This window comes from Paracoccaceae bacterium Fryx2 (genome assembly GCA_032334235.1).
Taxonomy (GTDB): Bacteria; Pseudomonadota; Alphaproteobacteria; order Rhodobacterales; family Rhodobacteraceae; genus JAVSGI01.
Window position 1 is genome coordinate 2,226,022 of record JAVSGI010000005.1, and the last position, 17,190, is coordinate 2,243,211.

15 protein-coding genes and 1 pseudogene are annotated in these 17,190 nt (G+C 67.7%); 5 read left to right on the forward strand and 11 right to left on the reverse strand.

From position 1 onward, the window contains the following. Nucleotides 1-4: 4 nt before the first annotated feature. Both RNZ50_20075 and RNZ50_20080 read right to left on the reverse strand, forming a co-directional pair. Complete coding sequence (locus RNZ50_20075; GenBank protein MDT8857291.1) at nucleotides 5-1,135, reverse strand: hypothetical protein; 1,131 nt, start codon at nucleotides 1,133-1,135, stop codon at nucleotides 5-7. 9 nt (nucleotides 1,136-1,144) lie between these two features. After that, a complete protein-coding gene (locus tag RNZ50_20080) occupies nucleotides 1,145-2,218 on the reverse strand; it encodes a hypothetical protein (GenBank protein MDT8857292.1) in 1,074 nt (357 codons plus the stop codon). Nucleotides 2,219-2,344: 126 nt separating this feature from the next. Here RNZ50_20080 and RNZ50_20085 point away from each other — a divergent pair, with 126 nt between their 5' ends. Next, a complete protein-coding gene (locus RNZ50_20085) occupies nucleotides 2,345-3,631 on the forward strand; it encodes an acetylornithine deacetylase/succinyl-diaminopimelate desuccinylase family protein (protein MDT8857293.1) in 1,287 nt (428 codons plus the stop codon). Between the two features lie 110 nt (nucleotides 3,632-3,741). On the opposite strand, the gene panC is transcribed toward RNZ50_20085, so the two are convergent. Beyond that, complete coding sequence (gene panC / locus RNZ50_20090; protein ID MDT8857294.1) at nucleotides 3,742-4,596, reverse strand: pantoate--beta-alanine ligase; 855 nt, start codon at nucleotides 4,594-4,596, stop codon at nucleotides 3,742-3,744. Continuing rightward, nucleotides 4,593-5,429 (reverse strand): 3-methyl-2-oxobutanoate hydroxymethyltransferase, encoded by an 837-nt coding sequence (panB, locus tag RNZ50_20095; GenBank protein ID MDT8857295.1) that lies wholly within the window; start codon nucleotides 5,427-5,429, stop codon nucleotides 4,593-4,595. The genes panC and panB overlap by 4 nt, the downstream gene beginning before the upstream one ends. Nucleotides 5,430-5,592: 163 nt before the next feature. Here panB and RNZ50_20100 point away from each other — a divergent pair, with 163 nt between their 5' ends. Next, nucleotides 5,593-5,934 (forward strand): cupin domain-containing protein, encoded by a 342-nt coding sequence (locus RNZ50_20100; protein MDT8857296.1) that lies wholly within the window; start codon nucleotides 5,593-5,595, stop codon nucleotides 5,932-5,934. Between the two features lie 228 nt (nucleotides 5,935-6,162). On the opposite strand, the gene RNZ50_20105 is transcribed toward RNZ50_20100, so the two are convergent. The 3 genes from RNZ50_20105 to RNZ50_20115 all read right to left on the reverse strand — a co-directional run bounded on the left by RNZ50_20105 (nucleotide 6,163) and on the right by RNZ50_20115 (nucleotide 10,478). Then, nucleotides 6,163-6,852, reverse strand: coding sequence for a L,D-transpeptidase (locus RNZ50_20105; GenBank protein ID MDT8857297.1), 690 nt, complete (start codon nucleotides 6,850-6,852; stop codon nucleotides 6,163-6,165). Between the two features lie 145 nt (nucleotides 6,853-6,997). Continuing rightward, the gene (locus tag RNZ50_20110) at nucleotides 6,998-9,181 is read right to left on the reverse strand and encodes an esterase-like activity of phytase family protein (GenBank protein ID MDT8857298.1); all 2,184 of its coding nucleotides are present in this window, start codon (nucleotides 9,179-9,181) and stop codon (nucleotides 6,998-7,000) included. 91 nt (nucleotides 9,182-9,272) lie between these two features. Continuing rightward, a complete protein-coding gene (locus tag RNZ50_20115) occupies nucleotides 9,273-10,478 on the reverse strand; it encodes a M24 family metallopeptidase (protein ID MDT8857299.1) in 1,206 nt (401 codons plus the stop codon). Nucleotides 10,479-10,882: 404 nt separating this feature from the next. Here RNZ50_20115 and RNZ50_20120 point away from each other — a divergent pair. Continuing rightward, a pseudogene (locus RNZ50_20120) lies at nucleotides 10,883-11,879 on the forward strand (P1 family peptidase). On the opposite strand, the gene RNZ50_20125 reads toward RNZ50_20120, so the two are convergent. The 3 genes from RNZ50_20125 to pgsA are packed head-to-tail and all read right to left on the reverse strand — an operon-like array spanning nucleotide 11,866 to nucleotide 13,221. Beyond that, nucleotides 11,866-12,309 (reverse strand): molybdenum cofactor biosynthesis protein MoaE, encoded by a 444-nt coding sequence (locus RNZ50_20125; GenBank protein ID MDT8857300.1) that lies wholly within the window; start codon nucleotides 12,307-12,309, stop codon nucleotides 11,866-11,868. The pseudogene RNZ50_20120 and the gene RNZ50_20125 overlap by 14 nt on opposite strands. Nucleotide 12,310: 1 nt before the next feature. After that, complete coding sequence (moaD, locus tag RNZ50_20130) at nucleotides 12,311-12,559, reverse strand: molybdopterin converting factor subunit 1 (protein MDT8857301.1); 249 nt, start codon at nucleotides 12,557-12,559, stop codon at nucleotides 12,311-12,313. Further along, nucleotides 12,556-13,221 carry a CDP-diacylglycerol--glycerol-3-phosphate 3-phosphatidyltransferase gene (gene pgsA / locus RNZ50_20135; GenBank protein MDT8857302.1) on the reverse strand — a complete coding sequence of 222 codons (666 nt, stop codon included), beginning with the start codon at nucleotides 13,219-13,221 and terminating at the stop codon, nucleotides 12,556-12,558. The genes moaD and pgsA overlap by 4 nt, the downstream gene beginning before the upstream one ends. An 818-nt stretch (nucleotides 13,222-14,039) precedes the next feature. Here pgsA and RNZ50_20140 point away from each other — a divergent pair. Together RNZ50_20140 and RNZ50_20145 are read left to right on the forward strand one after the other, a co-directional pair. Then, nucleotides 14,040-14,495 carry a cytochrome c gene (locus tag RNZ50_20140; protein MDT8857303.1) on the forward strand — a complete coding sequence of 152 codons (456 nt, stop codon included), beginning with the start codon at nucleotides 14,040-14,042 and terminating at the stop codon, nucleotides 14,493-14,495. 3 nt (nucleotides 14,496-14,498) lie between these two features. Beyond that, nucleotides 14,499-15,158, forward strand: coding sequence for a cytochrome b/b6 domain-containing protein (locus RNZ50_20145; GenBank protein ID MDT8857304.1), 660 nt, complete (start codon nucleotides 14,499-14,501; stop codon nucleotides 15,156-15,158). Here the strand turns inward: RNZ50_20145 and uvrC are convergent. Beyond that, nucleotides 15,142-17,025 (reverse strand): excinuclease ABC subunit UvrC, encoded by a 1,884-nt coding sequence (uvrC, locus tag RNZ50_20150; GenBank protein MDT8857305.1) that lies wholly within the window; start codon nucleotides 17,023-17,025, stop codon nucleotides 15,142-15,144. The two genes, RNZ50_20145 and uvrC, sit on opposite strands and share 17 nt — an antisense overlap. Between the last annotated feature and the right edge of the window lie 165 nt (nucleotides 17,026-17,190).

A 17,190-nucleotide genomic window follows, 5' to 3' on the forward strand; every position in this document is an offset into this window, starting at 1 on the left:
GTCCTTAGCGTTGCGAGATCACACGGCCGCCGCTGCCGACCACGAATTTGCGCACATCATGGAACCCGGCGGGGTTCCGTTCGGCCAGCACCTGAAACGGACGTTCCGGCAATATGACCATGCGTTCGGTTTTCGTCGCCCCGGTCTCCGCGCCGCGCCCCGCGAAAGGGTCCAGCGCGAAGATCTGGCGTTCGACCGTGCCGAACCAGCCGAACTTCTGCGCCTCTGCGCGCTCGGATACAAGGTCTTCCACCGTCCAGACCAGCGCCCAGTCCTCGCCCACCGGGGCGGCGGCACTGGCCAGCACCTCGGAAATGGGCCCCGATTGCAGGGTGAAGCTGTGCGAATACATCGGCCCGATGTGGATGCGCCGCAGCCGCTTGGGGTGCAGGTCGGTGAAATCGGCGTCAAAGCCCTGCGCGATGGTCACAAGCTTCAGCCCGCCCAGCGATTGCGCCATCAGATGCGCCTGCGCCTCGGGCCAGCGCCGCACGTCCTTGGGCAGCGCGGTGCGGGCGGTATCCTCGACTTCCAGCAGGTAGATCACCGGCAGGTTGATCTGGCTGTCATAGACCGCCCAGTGGATCAGGTAGCGCCGCCGCCCGCCCTCCTCGCCCAGCCATTGCAGGTCGGGGTCGTTGCGCGCCCAGAACAACCCGCCCGCCTGCAACGCCTGATAATAGAGCCGCTGTGACAGCGCGAATTGCAGCCTGGTCGGGATGGTCAGGTCACCGACGATCTGCCGGATCATCCGGTCCTTCAGTTCCGTCTCAGACGCCATGCCCGCCAGATGCCGTTCGGCCTGCTGCGCGTCATTGGCCATCACCATCAGTTCCTGCGCAACAGGAAAGCCGCTTTCGTGCCGATCAAAGGTCAGCCGCCCCGGCAGCGGCCCCTCGATCCGCCCGGTCATCATGTATTTCAGGCTCAGCGCGCGGAAGGTCGCCGCCACCTGCGCCAGATAGACGCCCAAGAGCCGCGCCTCCAGCCGGGTCAGCCGCCCTTCGACCTCAAGCTCGGCCGCGACGCGGGCCAGATGGCCGGTGATCCGCTCGAACTTGGCAAAGTAGCGCCGCGCCACGGCGGTGTCGTAAAGCTGGGCGTGATCCTGCGTCAGCGCCGCCCTGGCATCCACTTCGGCCACTTATTCCCCATACTGGTTCTTGTCGTGCTTTTCGACGATGGCGGCAAAGCGCCGGTTGAAGCGTTCATCGGCCTTGGCCTTCTGTTCCAGCACCTTGCGGGCAAAGACCATGTGATCCTCGTGCGCTTCCAGCATGTCGGCCATGCGCTGGTTGGTGGCAGCACCAATGCCCGCCATGGCGGCCTGCGCCTCCTGATCGGTCTTGACGCCGATCTCGTTGATGCGGTGCGCCACGTCCTGCTGCTGCGCGGTCTTGAGGCTGGAGGTCAGCGCGTCATACAGAACCACCCGCTGCCTGGTGTCGGTTTGCAGCTTGTTGATCAGCACCATCTGCGTTGCGGCCTGGTTCTGCAGGCTGTCGACCCAGGTCTTGCCCTTCTCGATATAGCGTTCCAGCGTCTGGCTTTTCGCAAGCTGCACCTGCTCGTCCTGCACCAGCGCGTTGTAGCGGGTGTTCAACCCCGCCAGTTCGGTTTCCAGCTTGGTGCGGGCGGCGGCGTCCTGTTCGACGCTGATGCGGTTTTCCAGATCTATGATGGTCGGGTCCATCGCCGCAATCTGGGCGCGCACCCCTTCCAACTGGCCCACCGTCGCCTCGCGCTCGTCCAGCGTGGCGGTCAGGTTGGCCTCGACCCGGGATTTCTGCTCGTTCAGCAGGTCAAGCTGGCCCTGCAGCAGCTTCACGATCACATCCGACTTGGCGATCAGATCCTGCAGCTTGTCGTCGATGCTGGCGGTGCGCAGCCGCTCCTGCCGCATCGATTCCGCCTTGCCGCGCGCGAAGATGCCGACAAAGCTCTCCATCCCGGTCTTGGACCGCATCTCGTCGAAGTCCTTCGAGAACCCCGCCGTCACGTCATCCAGCCCCATGATCAGTTCGGCGATGTTGGCGTTCATCAGGTTGGTGTGCTGGTGCACATCCTCCAGCGTGGCGTTCTCGATGTCGATCGACGCTTCGGCGGTGCCGATCTTGGTGCGCGCCGCCTCAATCCGGCTGGTGATGTCGGAGATTTTCGCCTGTGCCCTGGCAACCTGATCCTGGCTTTCCCGGATCTGCGCGTCGAAATCGGCCATGGTGCCCTCCATTGGACTGGTCTGACAATCAATTTGGGAAAGTAATGCCAGTTTACAGCCCCCCCGTCATCCGAAAAGCGGCGGTTTGCCGTTGCGGGCAAGGCGTTGCCCCGGCAGACTGCGCCTATGCCCGACAGCGCCCTTCTGCACGCCATCGACCGCCGCCGCGAGGATCTGATCGCCCTGACGCAGGCGCTGATCCGGATTCCCACGCTCAACCCGCCGGGCCTGCACTACCGCGAGATCTGCGACCTGCTGGCCGAGCGGCTGGCCGCCTCGGGCTTCACGGTGAGGCTGATCCGCGCAACCGGCGCGCCGGGCGACAGCGACGCCCACCCGCGCTGGAACCTGATTGCCCGGCGCGAGGGGGCGGCACCCGGCGACTGCGTGCATTTCAACAGCCATCACGATGTGGTCGAGGTCGGCCACGGCTGGACGCGCGACCCCTTCGCGGCCACGCTCGAAGGCGACCGCATCTATGGCCGGGGTGCCTGCGACATGAAGGGCGGCCTCGCCGCCTCGATCATCGCCGCCGAGGCGTTCCTTGCCCTGCACCCCGATTTCGCGGGCAGCCTGGAAATCTCGGCCACGGCGGATGAGGAATCGGGGGGCTTCGGCGGCGTGGCCTACCTCGCAGAGCAGGGGCATTTCTCCCATGTCGATCACGTCATCATCCCCGAACCGCTGCACAAGGATCGAATCTGCCTGGGCCATCGCGGCGTCTGGTGGGCGGAACTTGAAACCCACGGCCGCATCGCCCACGGCTCGATGCCGTTTCTGGGCGATTCCGCCATCCGCCACATGGGCGCGGTGCTGGCCGAGATTGAAGACAGGCTTTACCCCGCACTGGCCACCCGGCAGACCGCAATGCCGGTCGTGCCCGAGGGCGCGCGGCAATCGACGCTGAACATCAACTCGATCCACGGCGGCGAGGCCGAGCCCGAGCCCGGCTACACCGGCCTTCCCGCCCCCTGCGTCGCCGACCGCTGCCGCATCATCCTCGACCGGCGCTACCTGATCGAGGAGGACATCACGGCCGTGAAGGCCGAGATCACCGACCTGCTCGCCCGCGTGCAGGCAAGCCGACCAACCTTCCACGCCGAACTGCGCGACCTCTTTCAGGTCCAGCCGGTAATGACCGACCGCAACGCCCCGATCGTGCGCGCCACCGCCACGGCGATCGGCCGCGTGCTCGACCGCGCCCCCGATTATGTCGTCTCGCCCGGCACCTACGACCAGAAGCACATCGACCGCATCGGCCGCCTGCACAATTGCATCGCCTACGGGCCGGGCCTCTTGCACCTTGCCCACCAGCCCGACGAATGGGTCGGCGTGCAGGACATGATCGACAGCGCCAAGGTCATGGCGCTGGTGCTGGCCGACCTGCTCGCGCCCGGACGGAATCGCAGCTGAACGCGCGGAAATCCGCACCTTCTTTCCCCATTCACCTTTGCCCAAATATCCTCGGGGGGTCTGGGGGGCAGACAGCCCCCCGGCGTCGGCCGCGCCCCCGCCGCCGGTCGCTACACCGGAATGTTGTCGATCAGCCGCACGCCGCCGACCGAGGCCGCCGCCAGCAGCCGCGCGGGGCGGTCCAGCACCGCCATCGGTTCCAGCAGATCGGCGCTGCGCAACTCGATGTAATCGACCTCGGAGAAGCCCGCCTCCAGCACCTCGCCCACCGCCCCGGTCAGCGCCACTTCCACCGCCACCCCGTCGCGCAGTGCCGCCGCCGCCCGGGCCATCGCGGCAGGCAGGGCCGCCGCCACCGCCCGCGCGTCGGGCGAAAGCCGGGCGTTGCGCGACGACATCGCCAGCCCGTCGGCCTCGCGCACCGTCTCGCAGCCAACGATCACGGTCGCCATGTTCAGGTCGCGCACGAGCCCGCGCACCACCTGCAACTGCTGCCAGTCCTTCTCGCCAAAGAAGGCGCGGTCGGCCTGGGTCATGCCGAACAGCTTGGCCACCACCGTCGCCACCCCGTCGAAATGCCCCGGCCGGTGCGCCCCTTCCAGATCGGCGCTGACCCCGGCCACCGAGACCGTGGTGGCAAAGCCGTCGGGGTAAACCTCGCCCAGCGGCGGCGCGAAGATCGCGTCGACCCCGGCGCTTGCCAGAAGGGCGGCATCCTCGGCCTCGGTGCGCGGGTATTTCGCCAGATCGGCCGGGTTGTTGAACTGCATCGGGTTGACGAAGATCGTCACGATCACCCGGTCGGTGCCGCCCGCCGCCACCCCGGCCTTCGCGGCCCGCACCAGGCTCAGGTGCCCGTCATGCAGCGCGCCCATGGTCGGCACCACGCCCACCAGATCGCCCGCAGCCTTCCACCGCGCCACCAGCGCGCGCAGCTCGGAAACCTGCCGCAGGATCGGCGTCACGCCTTGCCGCCCTTCGGCAGCACATCGGGGAAGCTGTGTTCCGGCGCGGGAAAGCGGCGGCCGCGCACCTCGGCGGCATAGTCGGCAATCGCGTCGGATGCGCCCTTGCCCAGTTCGGCGTAGCGTTTCACGAACTTCGGGCGGAAGTCGGTGAACAGGCCCAGCATGTCGTCCACCACCAGGATCTGCCCGTCGCAGCGCAGCCCGGCACCAATGCCGATGGTCGGGATCGCGATGGCCTGCGTGATCCGCGATGCCAGCCCTTCGGGCACCTTTTCCAGCACGACCGAGAAAGCCCCGGCCGCCGCCACCGCCTCGGCGTCGGCCATCACCCGCGCTCCGTCCGCGTCGCGGCCCTGCACCTTGTAGCCGCCCAGCGTGTTGACCGCCTGCGGCGTCAGCCCGACATGAGCCATCACCGGCACGCCGCGCGCCACCAGAAAGGCGATGGTCTCGGCCATGTGCTGCCCGCCTTCAAGCTTGACGGCCGCCGCCCCGGTTTCCGCCATCAGCCGCGCGGCATTGCGGAACGCCTGCGCCGGGCCTTCCTCGTAGGACCCGAACGGCATGTCGATCACCAGCATCGCATGGCTCAGCCCGCGCGCCACGGCGCGGCCGTGCAGGATCATCATCTCCATCGTCACCCCAAGGGTCGAGGGCAGGCCGTGCAGCACCATGCCAAGGCTGTCGCCGACCAGCGCGATGTCGCAATGCGGATCGACCAGCCGGGCCACCGGCGTGGTATAGGCGGTCAGGCAGACCAGCGGTTCGCCGCCCTTGCGGGCCAGGATGTCGGTGGGCAGCACGGGGCGGACGGGGGTCGAGGCGCTCATGGTCAGGTCTCCCTCAAGCGGACAGGTAGGGCAGGGTATATCGGCGCAGGCAGGCGCCTGCCAGTGCAACTTCGGCGCCGGGGCGGCCGGGCCCGTGGCACCTTCCTCTTGACCACCGGCCTGCGCTGATGCCCCATCGCCGCGAAAACCACCGGAGCCCGCCATGACCAACCTCGTCCGCCTGACCCGCGACAGCATCCCCGCCGAAATCACCCGCCCGGCCCCCGACCTGCTGGTGGCGGGCGATCCGGTCCACTCCACATGGAACCTCGAAGACCGCGACGGCCTTTACTGCGGCCTGTGGCAATCCACTCCCGGCTGCTGGCGGGTGAACTACACCGAATGGGAATATGTCCACATCCACGAAGGCGTCTCGATCCTGACCGACACCGCAGGCAACGCCGTCACGCTGAAGGCGGGCGACAGCTGGGTGATACGTCCGGGCTTCGCGGGCACCTGGCAAGTGGTCGAGACCACGCTGAAGGATTACGTCATCCTGGCGTGAGCGCGCACCGCCCCGGATTGGCACCCGGCCAGGCCGGCGGAGCCTCCGGCGGGGATATTTTTGCCAAGATGAATGGGCTGGCGGGTTGAGCGTCGCGGCTGGTCCGGCATCAGGATCAGCTGGCCACACAGACGGAGCGTTTTCCGGGCGCGCCCCTCCCGGCCCGGCCAGGGGTGGCCGGGCGTTCGGCGCTGAAAACGCTCCACCGGAGCGTTTTCCGGGCGCGCCTCACCCCTGCAGGGCGGGGATGGCGCGGCCGTGTTCGTCGTCCATCATCGGGCCTTCAAGCTCCAGCGATTCCTGGGCGGTTCGCACCCTGACCAGCGTGCCGAGATCCACCTGGTTGAACAGGTGGATCGCATCCTGGTTGAACAGCCGGATGCAGCCCGCCGAGGTCGCCCGCCCGATCGAGGCGTTGTCAACCGTGCCATGAATGCGGAAATAGGTGTCGCGGCCGCCGCGATAGAGGTAGAGCGCCCTCGCCCCCAGCGGGTTTTCCAGCCCGCCCGGCAGGCCGCCCGCATATTGCGCATAGGTTTCCGGCTGGGTGCGGATCATGTTGCGCGTCGGCGTCCAGGACGGCCAGTGTTCCTTGCGGCTGACAGTGGAACTGCCGCGAATGGTCAGACCCTCGCGCCCGACCGCGATGGCATAGCGCGTGGCCCGACCGCCGTCCTGCACATGGTAAAGCTTGCGCGCGAAGGTATCGATCACGATGGTGCCCGGCGCCTCGGGCCCCGGATAGTCCACCTCGGCGCGCGGTTGCGTGCCTTGCAGGAAGGACGGGTCGACCGGCTCGATGAAGAAGGCGCCATCCTGCACCCCGGCATATTCCTCCGGGGTTTCGGTGACGATGGGCTGGCCGCTGCAGGCAGCCAGAAACAGGATCGCCGCAAGGGCGAAAAGGCGGGAAAGGATGGGGGTCACGGCGGTCCCTGCTGCATGTGTTCGGTCGGCAAACATGCGCCACGACGCCGGACCAAGGTCAAGCCCCCCCGCCTCGAATGGAAAAGAAAAGCCCCCGGACGATGCGCCCGGGGGACGATTCGGGCCGCGGAACGGCCTATTGCACCGCGCCGACCGACCAGAACAGCGTTTCGCCCGAACTGTCGTCAACCCCGTCGTTGTCGGTGACGACATAGCCGGTGCCTGCCGCGTCGATGGCGAAGCCCTCGACCTTGTCGACGATGTAGCCGTTCAGCACCGTCAGATCGGGCAGCAGGTCGCGCACCAGTTCCTTGGTCATCACCGGCAGCGTGCCGCCGAGTTCGGCAGGAACCATCTGCGAGGCCGCGACGCGGTAGATCTTCTTGGTCGCCGCAACCCCGGCAATCTGGTTGTCGCGCTCGACGATGTAGACCCAGTCGCCGTGCAGCGTGATTTCCGAAAGCCCCATCCAGGCCCCGTCGGTCGGCGCATCGAGCGGGTAATGCACGGCACCCCAGGTTTCGGTATCGGTGTTGTAGGCCACCAGCTTGACCATGCCTTTCGGGTCGTCCTTCCATTCGCGCTGCATCGCCATCCACAGCACGTCGCCGGCCACCGTAATGCCCTCGAACCCGAACCGGATTTCATGTGCCAGCAGGTCGGTCGGCAACGCGATTTCCTGCTTGATCTCGCCCTTGGCGTTGACGTTGTAGATCGCGTGCGGGATCAGCCGGTCGCTGCGCCCTTCCGAGGCCAGCCAGAAGCCGCCCTTGCCATCCAGCGCCACGCCTTCGATGTCGAGCTTCTGCGCCGCCTGCCCGAACCGCCTGACCAGCAGCGCCTCGGTGATCCGCGCCGGTTTCTGCGTGGCATCAATGGTATAGATGGTCGGCGCCATGCCATAGACGCTATCGGACACGGCATAAAGCTTGCCCGGCACCGCAGCATCCGCCACCAGCCCCGACAGCGCACCCCAGCCGATCGGCCCTTCGGACCCGGCCGAGGTGATCATCGGATAGGCCGGCGCACCCTCGCCCAGCGCGTAGATCATCACATGCGCCGGGGCGAGGCCGTCCTCGCGCAGATCGACCTCGTTGGCGGTCACGAACAGGCCGCGTTCGGGAATGGCGACCATGCCTTCGGGTGACACGCCCGAGGGCAGAAGCTGCTTCAGCACCGGGGCCGCCGGGTCGGTCAGGTCATAGACCCCGACCACCGAACCGCGTTCCGAGGCAACGAACCCCATCGGCACGCCGTCGAACGTGGCGATTTCCACCGATTCAAGCTCCACGCCCTTGGAATGCGAGCGGTGCTCGGGGTAATGCCCGATCTCGGCAATCGCCCGCTCCAGCTTTCCCGCGTCCTCATAGACCACCGACCCGTCGCGCGCGAAGATCGTCCAGCCGCGCGACCCGCCTTTCCAGTCGCCCTCGTTGGCGACCGCAATATGGTCGTTGCCCAGCCATTTCATCCCGTCCGGCTCGCGCAGGCGCGCCTGCTGGTTCTGGTCGAAGGCCATCCGCCCGTCGCGGGCGGTGTCGATGCCCGCCAGATCCACCGACCCGGCGCTGAAATGCCCGGACACCGTGCCATCGGCCCCGATGATGACGATGTGGTTGTTTTCCTGCAGGGTCACGGCAATCTCGCCCGCGTCGTTGATCGCCACGAATTCGGGTTCGGCATCCTCGGGGGCGATTTCGGCAAGGCCGGTGACCTCGATCTTCAGTAGCCCAGCGCAATCGGCCACGCCATCCGCGACCGGAACCTTGACCACATAGCCCGAGGGCAGTTGCGGAATCGCGCCGTCATTGACATCCTCGTCGCGCTCGTTCTCGATGGCGATGGCGAGGAACGACCCGTCCTTGGCGCGCGCCACTGAATCGGGCTGCCCGCCCAGATCGCATTCCGCCTCGATTTCGCGCGACGCCAGATCGACCGTCACCAGCTTGCCCGAGGGATTGGTGAAGCTTTCCGAGGTGTTGACGGCGGTATACACCTTGCCGCCGATGATCTGCGCCGTGGTCGGCTCGCCGCCCATGTCGATGTTGCCGTGCGGCTTGGGTGCGGCCGGGTCGGTGATGTCGATCAGCCCGATCACGCCCAGCGGGCTGTCGGTGTAGACCAGCGTCATGCCATCCTCGCTGGCGGCGATGATTTCGGCGCTGGTCGGGCGGGCCAGGTCTTCGCCCGCCGCCATGTTCAGCGGCGTGGCAAAGCTGGCCACGCGGTTGAAGCTGGTTTCGGCCAGCGCCGGCAGCGCCGCCGTGATCGCCAGGGCCGAGGTCAGTCCGGCAAGCCTGCCGAGGGGGGTGAAGATCATGGGGCCATTCCTCTTGCGGATCGTTGTCCGGGCGAGGAATGGCCGCCGGGCATGACAGCCGGGTGACAGCAGCGCGACAGTTCTGCGACGGCTAGCCGACCACGTTGAACGCAGGGCCGTAGGGGTAGCCAGTGATGTTTTCCGGGCCGTCCTCGGTCACCACGAAGATGTCATGCTCGCGGTAGCCGCCCGCCCCCGGCTGGCCTTCGGGGATGGTCAGCATCGGTTCCATGCTGATCACCATGCCGGGCTCCAGCACGGTGTCGATGTCCTCGCGCAGTTCCAGCCCGGCCTCGCGGCCGTAGTAATGGCTCAGCACCCCGAAGCTGTGGCCATAGCCGAAGGTGCGGTATTGCAGCAGGTCGCGGTCGGCCAGGAAGGCGTTGATCTGCGCGGTGATGCCGGAACAACTGGCACCCGGTTGCAGCAGCGTCATGCCGTATTCATGCGCCGCCACATTCGCCTCCCAGATCTTCAGGCTGGCGTCATCGACCGCGCCCACGAACATCGTGCGCTCCAGCGCGGTGTAATAGCCCGAGATCATCGGGAAGCAGTTCAGGCTGAGGATGTCGCCGCGCTTCAGCTTACGGTTGGTCACCGGGTTGTGCGCGCCATCGGTGTTGATGCCCGACTGGAACCACACCCAGGTGTCGCGGTATTCGGCATCGGGGAAGCGCCGCGCGATCTCGCGTTCCATCGCGTCGCGCCCGGCGATGGCGACCTCCAGTTCGCTTACCCCTTCCCGCACCGCGTCGCGGATGGCGTGGCCGCCGGCATCGGCCACATTCGCCCCCTGCCGGATCAGCGCGATTTCGGCGGGCGATTTCATCATGCGCTGCGCCATGGTGGCGGGAGCGATATCCATGCCGCGCTTGGGTGCAAGGTAGGTGTTCAGCTTTTCCGAACGTTCCAGCGTCAGGTGGTCGGCCTCGCAGCCGATGGCCCGGCCGATGCCGGTGACCGAGGCCACCGCCCGCCACATGTTGCCGCGCTTCCAGTCGGTGTAGGTGATGTTGTCGCCGTGACAGCGCCGCCACGGCTGGCCCGCGTCGATGCCCGCGCTGATGGTCACGCAGTCGGTCGCCGTCACCACGCAGGCATAGGGCCGCCCGAAGCTGCAATAAAGGAACCCGGAATAGTAGGCGACATTGTGCATCGAGGTCAGCACCACGGCATCCAGCCCGTGCAGTTCCATGATGTCGCGCAGACCGGCAATCCGGTCTTCGTATTCCTCGGCCGCAAAAGGCAGCGGCGCCTTGGTGCCGTTGTGAAAGCGGTAATACTCCGGGCGTTGCAGCGTCATGTCCGACCTCGTGCAGGGGGTCGGCACTCGGCCTGGACCCCGAAAGATCCCGGCGTGCAGGACGGATGCAGGCAACCCTGCAAGCAACGGGGCTGTGCCCCTGCGGCGACGCCATCGCCACGGCTCGGGCCAAGAATACCGATGCCGACGCCCCGCACAAGACCTGATCGAAACGCCTCTGGTGATGAAACCGGACATGCCCTTTCATCTTGGCCCAAATATCCCCGCCGGAGGCATCCGCCGAACGGGCCAGGTGCCGCGCCGGGCAGTCACGCGCGGCCCGTGACCCCGACGCCGACATCTGGCAGGATGGCGGGGAAAAGGGGGGCTGTCTGCCCCCCTCGCCCGTGCCGGGCTCACCCCCCGAGGGTATTTGGACCAATGAGAAAGGGCGAAGGATGAGGGCGGGCGCGCGCAATCTGATCACCGATGTTGCGGGGCTGCGGGTGGGGAATGCCCATGACGCGGGGCTGCGCAGCGGGGCGACGGTGTTGCTGGGGGATGCGCCGTTCGTGGCGGCGGTGCAGGTGACGGGCGGCGCGCCCGGGACGCGCGAGACCGATCTGCTGGCGCCCGAACGGCTGGTGCAGCAGGTTGAACGCGCTGGTGCTTTCTGGCGGGTCGGCGTTCGGGCTGGACGCGGCCTCGGGCGTGGCGGACGGGTTGCGGGCGCTGGGGCGGGGGTTCGCGGTGGGGGACCAGCGGGTGCCAATCGTGCCGGGGGCCATCCTGTTCGATCTGCTGAACGGCGGCGCCAAGGATTGGGGCGAGAACCCTTACAAGGCTTTGGGGCGGGCGGCGCTGGCGGCAGCGGGGACGGAGTTCGCGCTGGGCACGGCGGGGGCCGGATATGGCGCGCTGACCGGGCGGTTGAAGGGCGGGCTCGGCTCGGCCTCGGCGGTGCTGGACAACGGGGTGACGGTGGGGGCGCTGGTGGCGATGAATGCGCTGGGGTCGGTGACGGTGGGCGACGGGCCGCAGTTCTGGGCCGCGCCGTGGGAGATCGGGGGCGAGTTCGGCGGGCTGGGGGTGGCGAGGCGGTTCGATCCGGGGCACGAGCCATTGCCGCGAAAGCGGATGGGCGAAGCGACCACCATTGCCATCGTGGCCACCGATGCCGCGCTGACCCGGGCGCAGGCGCTGCGGCTGGCGGTCGCGGCCCATGACGGCATGGCGCGGGCCATCGTGCCGTCGCATACGCTGCTCGACGGCGATCTGGTGTTTGCGGCGGCGACCGGGACGCGGGTGCTGGCCGACCCGGTGGCGGATGCCTTCGGGCTGGGCCATGCCGCTGCCTGCGTGCTGGCACGGGCGATAACGCGGGCGGTGTATCTGGCGACGCCCCTGCCGGGCGACGTGCAGCAGGCCTGGGCGGCGCGGTTCACCAGCGGGTGAGGGCGTCTTCGTCGCAGGCTTTCGCCGCGACCCAGGTGGCACCGGAGGCGGTGATCTCGCGCTTCCAGAAGGGCGCGCGGGATTTCAGGTAGTCCATCAGGAAGTCGGCAGCCGCGAACGCCTCGGCGCGGTGCGGGGCGGCCGTGGCGACCATCATGATCGGCGCGCCGGGGGGCAGGCGGCCGTGGCGGTGGATCACCAGGCAGTCGCGCAGCGACCAGCGGGTTGCGGCCTGCCCGGCGATGGCGGTGATGGCGCGTTCGGTCATGCCGGGGTAATGCTCGATCTCCATCGCCAGCAGGTCGCCGGTGGCGGTGTTGCGCACGATGCCGGTGAAGGTGACGATGGCCCCGACCCCGGTCACGCCAGCAGCGAAGGCGGCGGTTTCGGCACCGATGTCGAAGGCTTCGGCCTGCACGGCGATCCGCATCTCAGCCCCCGGTCATAGGCGGGAAGAAGGCGACCTCGCGCACCCCGGCGAGCGGGGCCGAGAAGTCGGCGAGTTCCTGGTCAAGCGCCACGCGCAGCGCAGCAAGGTCGGCGAAGGCCACGGCGTAGCGGTCCTCGCGGGCGGCCAGTTCGGCGACGAGATCGGCGACGGTGGCGGCTTCGGTCTCGATCCGTTCGCGCGGCAGGCCGATGCGTTCGCGGACCCAGGCGAAGTAGAGCACGTCGATCATGGCTCGTCCTTCAGGTAGGGCAGGGATTTGCGGAAGTAGTCGTAACCGGTGAGGAACGTCAGCCCCGCCGCGATCCAGATCAGCCAGAGGCCGACGAGCGTCGCCAGCGAGGAACAGCCGCGCGTGCCGCAGGAACGCAGCGGGTCGGCGATGCCGGCCGTCACCGCCTCGGCATACTGATCGACGGTCATGCCCTGGCGGGCGATGCCTTCGACGTGTTCCAGCCCGGTGCCGAGGAACAGCACCGCAATCGCCACCATCTGGGCCGTGGTCTTCCACTTGGCGAGGTTTGTCACCTTCAGCAGGCCCGCCTTCGCGCCGAGGAATTCGCGCAGGCCCGACACGAAGACCTCGCGGAACAGGATGATGGTGACGGGCAGGATCAGCCAGGGGTTCATCCCGGAGTAGCCGGTGATGATCACGAGGGCGATCACCACCATCGCCTTGTCGGCGATCGGGTCGAGCATGGCGCCGAAGCGGGATTCCTGTTTCCACAGCCGGGCGAGGTAGCCGTCGAAGAAATCGGTGATGGCGGCCAGCACGAACAGGGCCAGCGCGAACCAGTCGGCGTAGGGGCGGTGGAAATACAGGAACATGATCGCGACGCCGGGGGCTGCGATCAGACGGAGGAGCGTGAGGATGTTCGGAATGTTCCACGTCATGCCCGAGGAATAGCAGGGGAAAGGGTCGGGGGGAAAGGGGGGATTGCGGGGGTGAGGCGGCGGGCGGCCACGGGCGGGTTTTTCACGCGTGAAAATGGTTTCAAGCCATTGTTTTTATGATATTTATTATAATTTGTTAACGAACTTTCAACTTTCTGCCCGCGGCCGGACAGGTGCCTTCGGGGTGGCGGGCACCGCGGCGGCAGGGCTTCGGAGGGGTCACATTGGCGCCCGGGGGCACTGGGGGAGAGCCGTGCCGGGGCGTGACTCCGGGGTTTCGGAAGCCGCAGGTCCGGGGGTTCCGGGGCGCATCCGGGGGGCAAGGGCGGCAGTGCGTTGGGGGGCGGCCGGGGATTGGCGGGGCGCTCGGGGGTGGTGGTTGTCACATTGGCTCCTGTGGGCAAGGGGCCCGGAAGGGGGGTGGAGCCTTTGGGGCGCATGACCGATGGTTGGCCGGGCACCTCCGGGGTGGGTGGCGCAAGGGCCTTGGGGGTGTGGGAACGGGCGTCCGATGTGCGGGTTCATCCGGGATTGCGGGAGTGGCAAGGGAGCGTTTCGGCGCCTTGGGGGCGCGGGGGGCGGCGGGTGCCGGGGCGGGCATCCGGGTTTGCCGGGGCCGCAGGGGCCGCAGGGGCCGGGGTTCGGGGCACGGCTGGGGAGGCGGGGGCCTGGGCTGCATCCGGGGGGTTCGGCGGTGGCAGGCCGAGGGGGTGGGCGGGGTGCGGCACCCTGCCGCGTGTCGGGGGCGGACGGAAGTCGGCACGGAGAGCGTTAGAACCGGTGTCTGCCTCGGGCAGATGAAAGCAAAGGACAATCTCATGCGTCACTTCCTTCTTGCCGCACTTATCGTTGCCACCCCTGCCGTTGCGCTGGCCGACCCGGTCGAAGAGACCATCGCGGCCCGCCGCGGATACTTCAATCTGGTCGGGCTGGAGTTCAAGCCGATTGCCGCCATGGCCAAGGGTGACATGGCCTATGACGCCGAAGCGGTGAAGGCCCATGCCGCCGACCTGCTGACCCTGACGCAATACACCCAGGGCGACCTGATGATGCCGGGAACCTCGGTGGCCGAGGCCCCGGGCAAGACCCGTTCCAAGGCCGAGATCTGGACCGACATGCCGGGCTATCAGGCCAAGGGCACGGCCTTCGTCGAGGCGGTCATCGCGCTGAACGCGGCGGCGGCCGGGCCGCAGGCCGACCTTGGCGCGGCGGTCGCCAAGCTGGGCGGCACCTGCAAGGATTGCCACGATTCCTACCGCACCAAGGACTTCTGAGCCATGGGCAGCCCGGAAAAACCGACCGTCCCGCTTGAAACCGTGCGGCTGTGGGATCCGTTCCTGCGGCTGTTCCACTGGGCCCTGCTGGTGGCGGTTGTGGCCGCCTGGGGTCTTGGAAAGTTCGGTCCGAATGTGATGACCCTGCATTTCTGGCTGGGGTATGCGGTGGCCGGGCTGCTTGCCTTTCGCGTGGTCTGGGGCCTGATCGGGCCGCCAAGCGCGCGGTTCGGCAGCCTGTTCTACCGGCCTGCGACGATGCTGGGCTATCTACGCAAGCTTGCCCGCCGCAGCCCAAGCCACTGGCGCGGCCACAACCCGCTGGGCGGGCTGTTCGTGGCGGCGCTGCTGCTGGTGCTGCTGGCGCAGGTCGCGACCGGGCTGTTCGCCGACCCGGAGGATTACATGAACGCCGGGCCGCTGGCCGGATATGCGGGCATCGACATGGCGCGGACCGCGCTGGCCTGGCATGGCCTGCTGGGCACGGTGCTGCTGATCATGGTCGGCGTGCATGTCGCGGCGATAGTCGGATACAAGGTCTGGAAGCACGAGGATCTGATCCGCCCGATGATCACCGGGCGCAAGCGGGTCCGCACGCGGGCAGAGGTGACCCCGGCGGCCAAGGCGGCGGCCCCGGTTACGGGGGCTACTTCCGCTCGTTGAAGAAGTCGGCGATGGTGCGTGCCATGGTTTCGGAAATGCCCGGCACGGCCATCAGGTCGGGCACTCCCGCGCGCGCAACCGCCTTGGCGCTGCCGAAGTGCGCAAGCAGCGCGCGCTTGCGGGTGGCGCCGACCCCCGGCACGTCATCGAGCGGCGTGGCGCTGACCGCCTTGGCGCGCTTGGCGCGGTGGGCGCCGATCGCCCAGCGGTGCGCCTCGTCGCGCAGGCGCTGCACGAAATAGAGCACCGGGTCGTTCATCCGCAGCGCGAAGGGCGGCAGTCCGGTGCGGTGGAATTCCTCTTTCCCCGCGTCACGGTCCACCCCCTTGGCGACGCCGATCATCGCGATGTCGTCCACCCCCAGATCGGCCAGGATGCCCTGCACCGCCGACACCTGCCCCGCGCCGCCGTCGATCAGCAGAAGGTCGGGCCAGGCGTCGGACTTGCGTTCTGGGTCTTCCTTGATCAGGCGTTCGAAGCGGCGGGTCAGCACCTCTTTCATCATGCCGAAGTCGTCGCTGTTGGCGCCGGCCTCGGACTTGATGTTGAACTTGCGGTATTGCGATTTCAGGAAGCCTTCCGGCCCCGCGACGATCATGCCGCCGACCGCGTTGGTGCCCATGATGTGCGAGTTGTCGTAGACCTCGATGCGCTTCGGCGGGGCGTCGAGGTCGAACGCCTCGGCCAGACCGGCCAGCAGGCGGTTCTGCGAGGCGCCTTCGGCCTGCCTGCGGGCCAGGCTTTCGCGGGCGTTGCGGGCGGCGTTTTCGACCAGCTCGGCCTTTTCGCCGCGCTTGGGGATGGCGAGTTCGACCCGGCGCCCCGCCCGGTCGGACAGAAGCTGGGTCACGAGATCCTCGTTGTCGACCGGGTGCGACAGCAGGATCAGGCGTGGCGGTTCCTTGTCGTCGTAGAACTGGGCGAGGAACGCCTCCAGAATCTCGGGCTCTTCGGCGCCGGCCCCGGTGCGGGGGTAGAAATCGCGGTTGCCCCAGCTTTGATTGGCGCGGATGAAGAACACCTGCACGCAGGCCTGCCCGCCTTCGAGGTGCAGCGCGATCACGTCGGCCTCGGCCACCGACGCCGGGTTGATGCCTTGGGATGACTGCACCTGCGTCAGCGCCTTGATCCGGTCGCGCAGGGCGGCGGCGCGCTCGAACTCCATCGCCTCGGAGGCGGCGGCCATGTCGCGCGCCAGATCGGCCTGCACCGTGGTGGTCTTGCCTTCCAGAAAGCGGCGGGCATCGCTGACGAGGGTGTTGTAATCCTCGGCCGTGACCTTGCCGACGCAGGGGGCGGCGCAGCGCTTGATCTGGTAGAGCAGGCAGGGGCGGGTGCGGGACTCGAAACTGGCATCGGTGCAGGTGCGAAGCAGGAACACGCGCTGCAACTGGTTCAGGGTGCGGTTGACCGCCCCGGCCGAGGCGAAGGGGCCGAAATAGGCGCCCTTTTCCGACCGCTTGCCGCGGTGCTTCTTGATCTGCGGGAACGGGTGTTCGGCCGGGATCAGGATGTTGGGAAACGATTTGTCGTCGCGCAACAGCACGTTGTAGCGCGGCTTGAGCTGCTTGATCAGGTTCTGTTCCAGCAGCAGCGCCTCGGTCTCGGTGCGCGTTGTCAGGAACATCATCGAGGCGGTTTCGAAGATCATCCGGGCAATGCGGCCGGAATGGCCCGAGGGGCGGGCATAGTTCGACACCCGGGCGCGCAGATTGCGGGCCTTGCCGACGTAAAGCACCTCGGACGCCGCGTTCAGCATCCGGTAGACGCCGGGCGAGCCGTCGAGCGATTTCAGATAGGCCTGGATGACGGCATGTCCGGTGGCAGCCTGCCCGCCCTGCGTCGCCTGATCGGTGCCGTCGTTCATGCCGATTTCCATCTGTTCCGGAGTCATCGATTCCCCGTCGCCACTGCAATGATACCGCCATGGGGGCAAGAGGAAAGCTGTCCACGGAATCTGTGGATAACTCTGCGGAAAACATTCCGGAAGGGCGGAATTTTCCTTGTTTTCGGCCCGCTTCTTGGGGTTGCC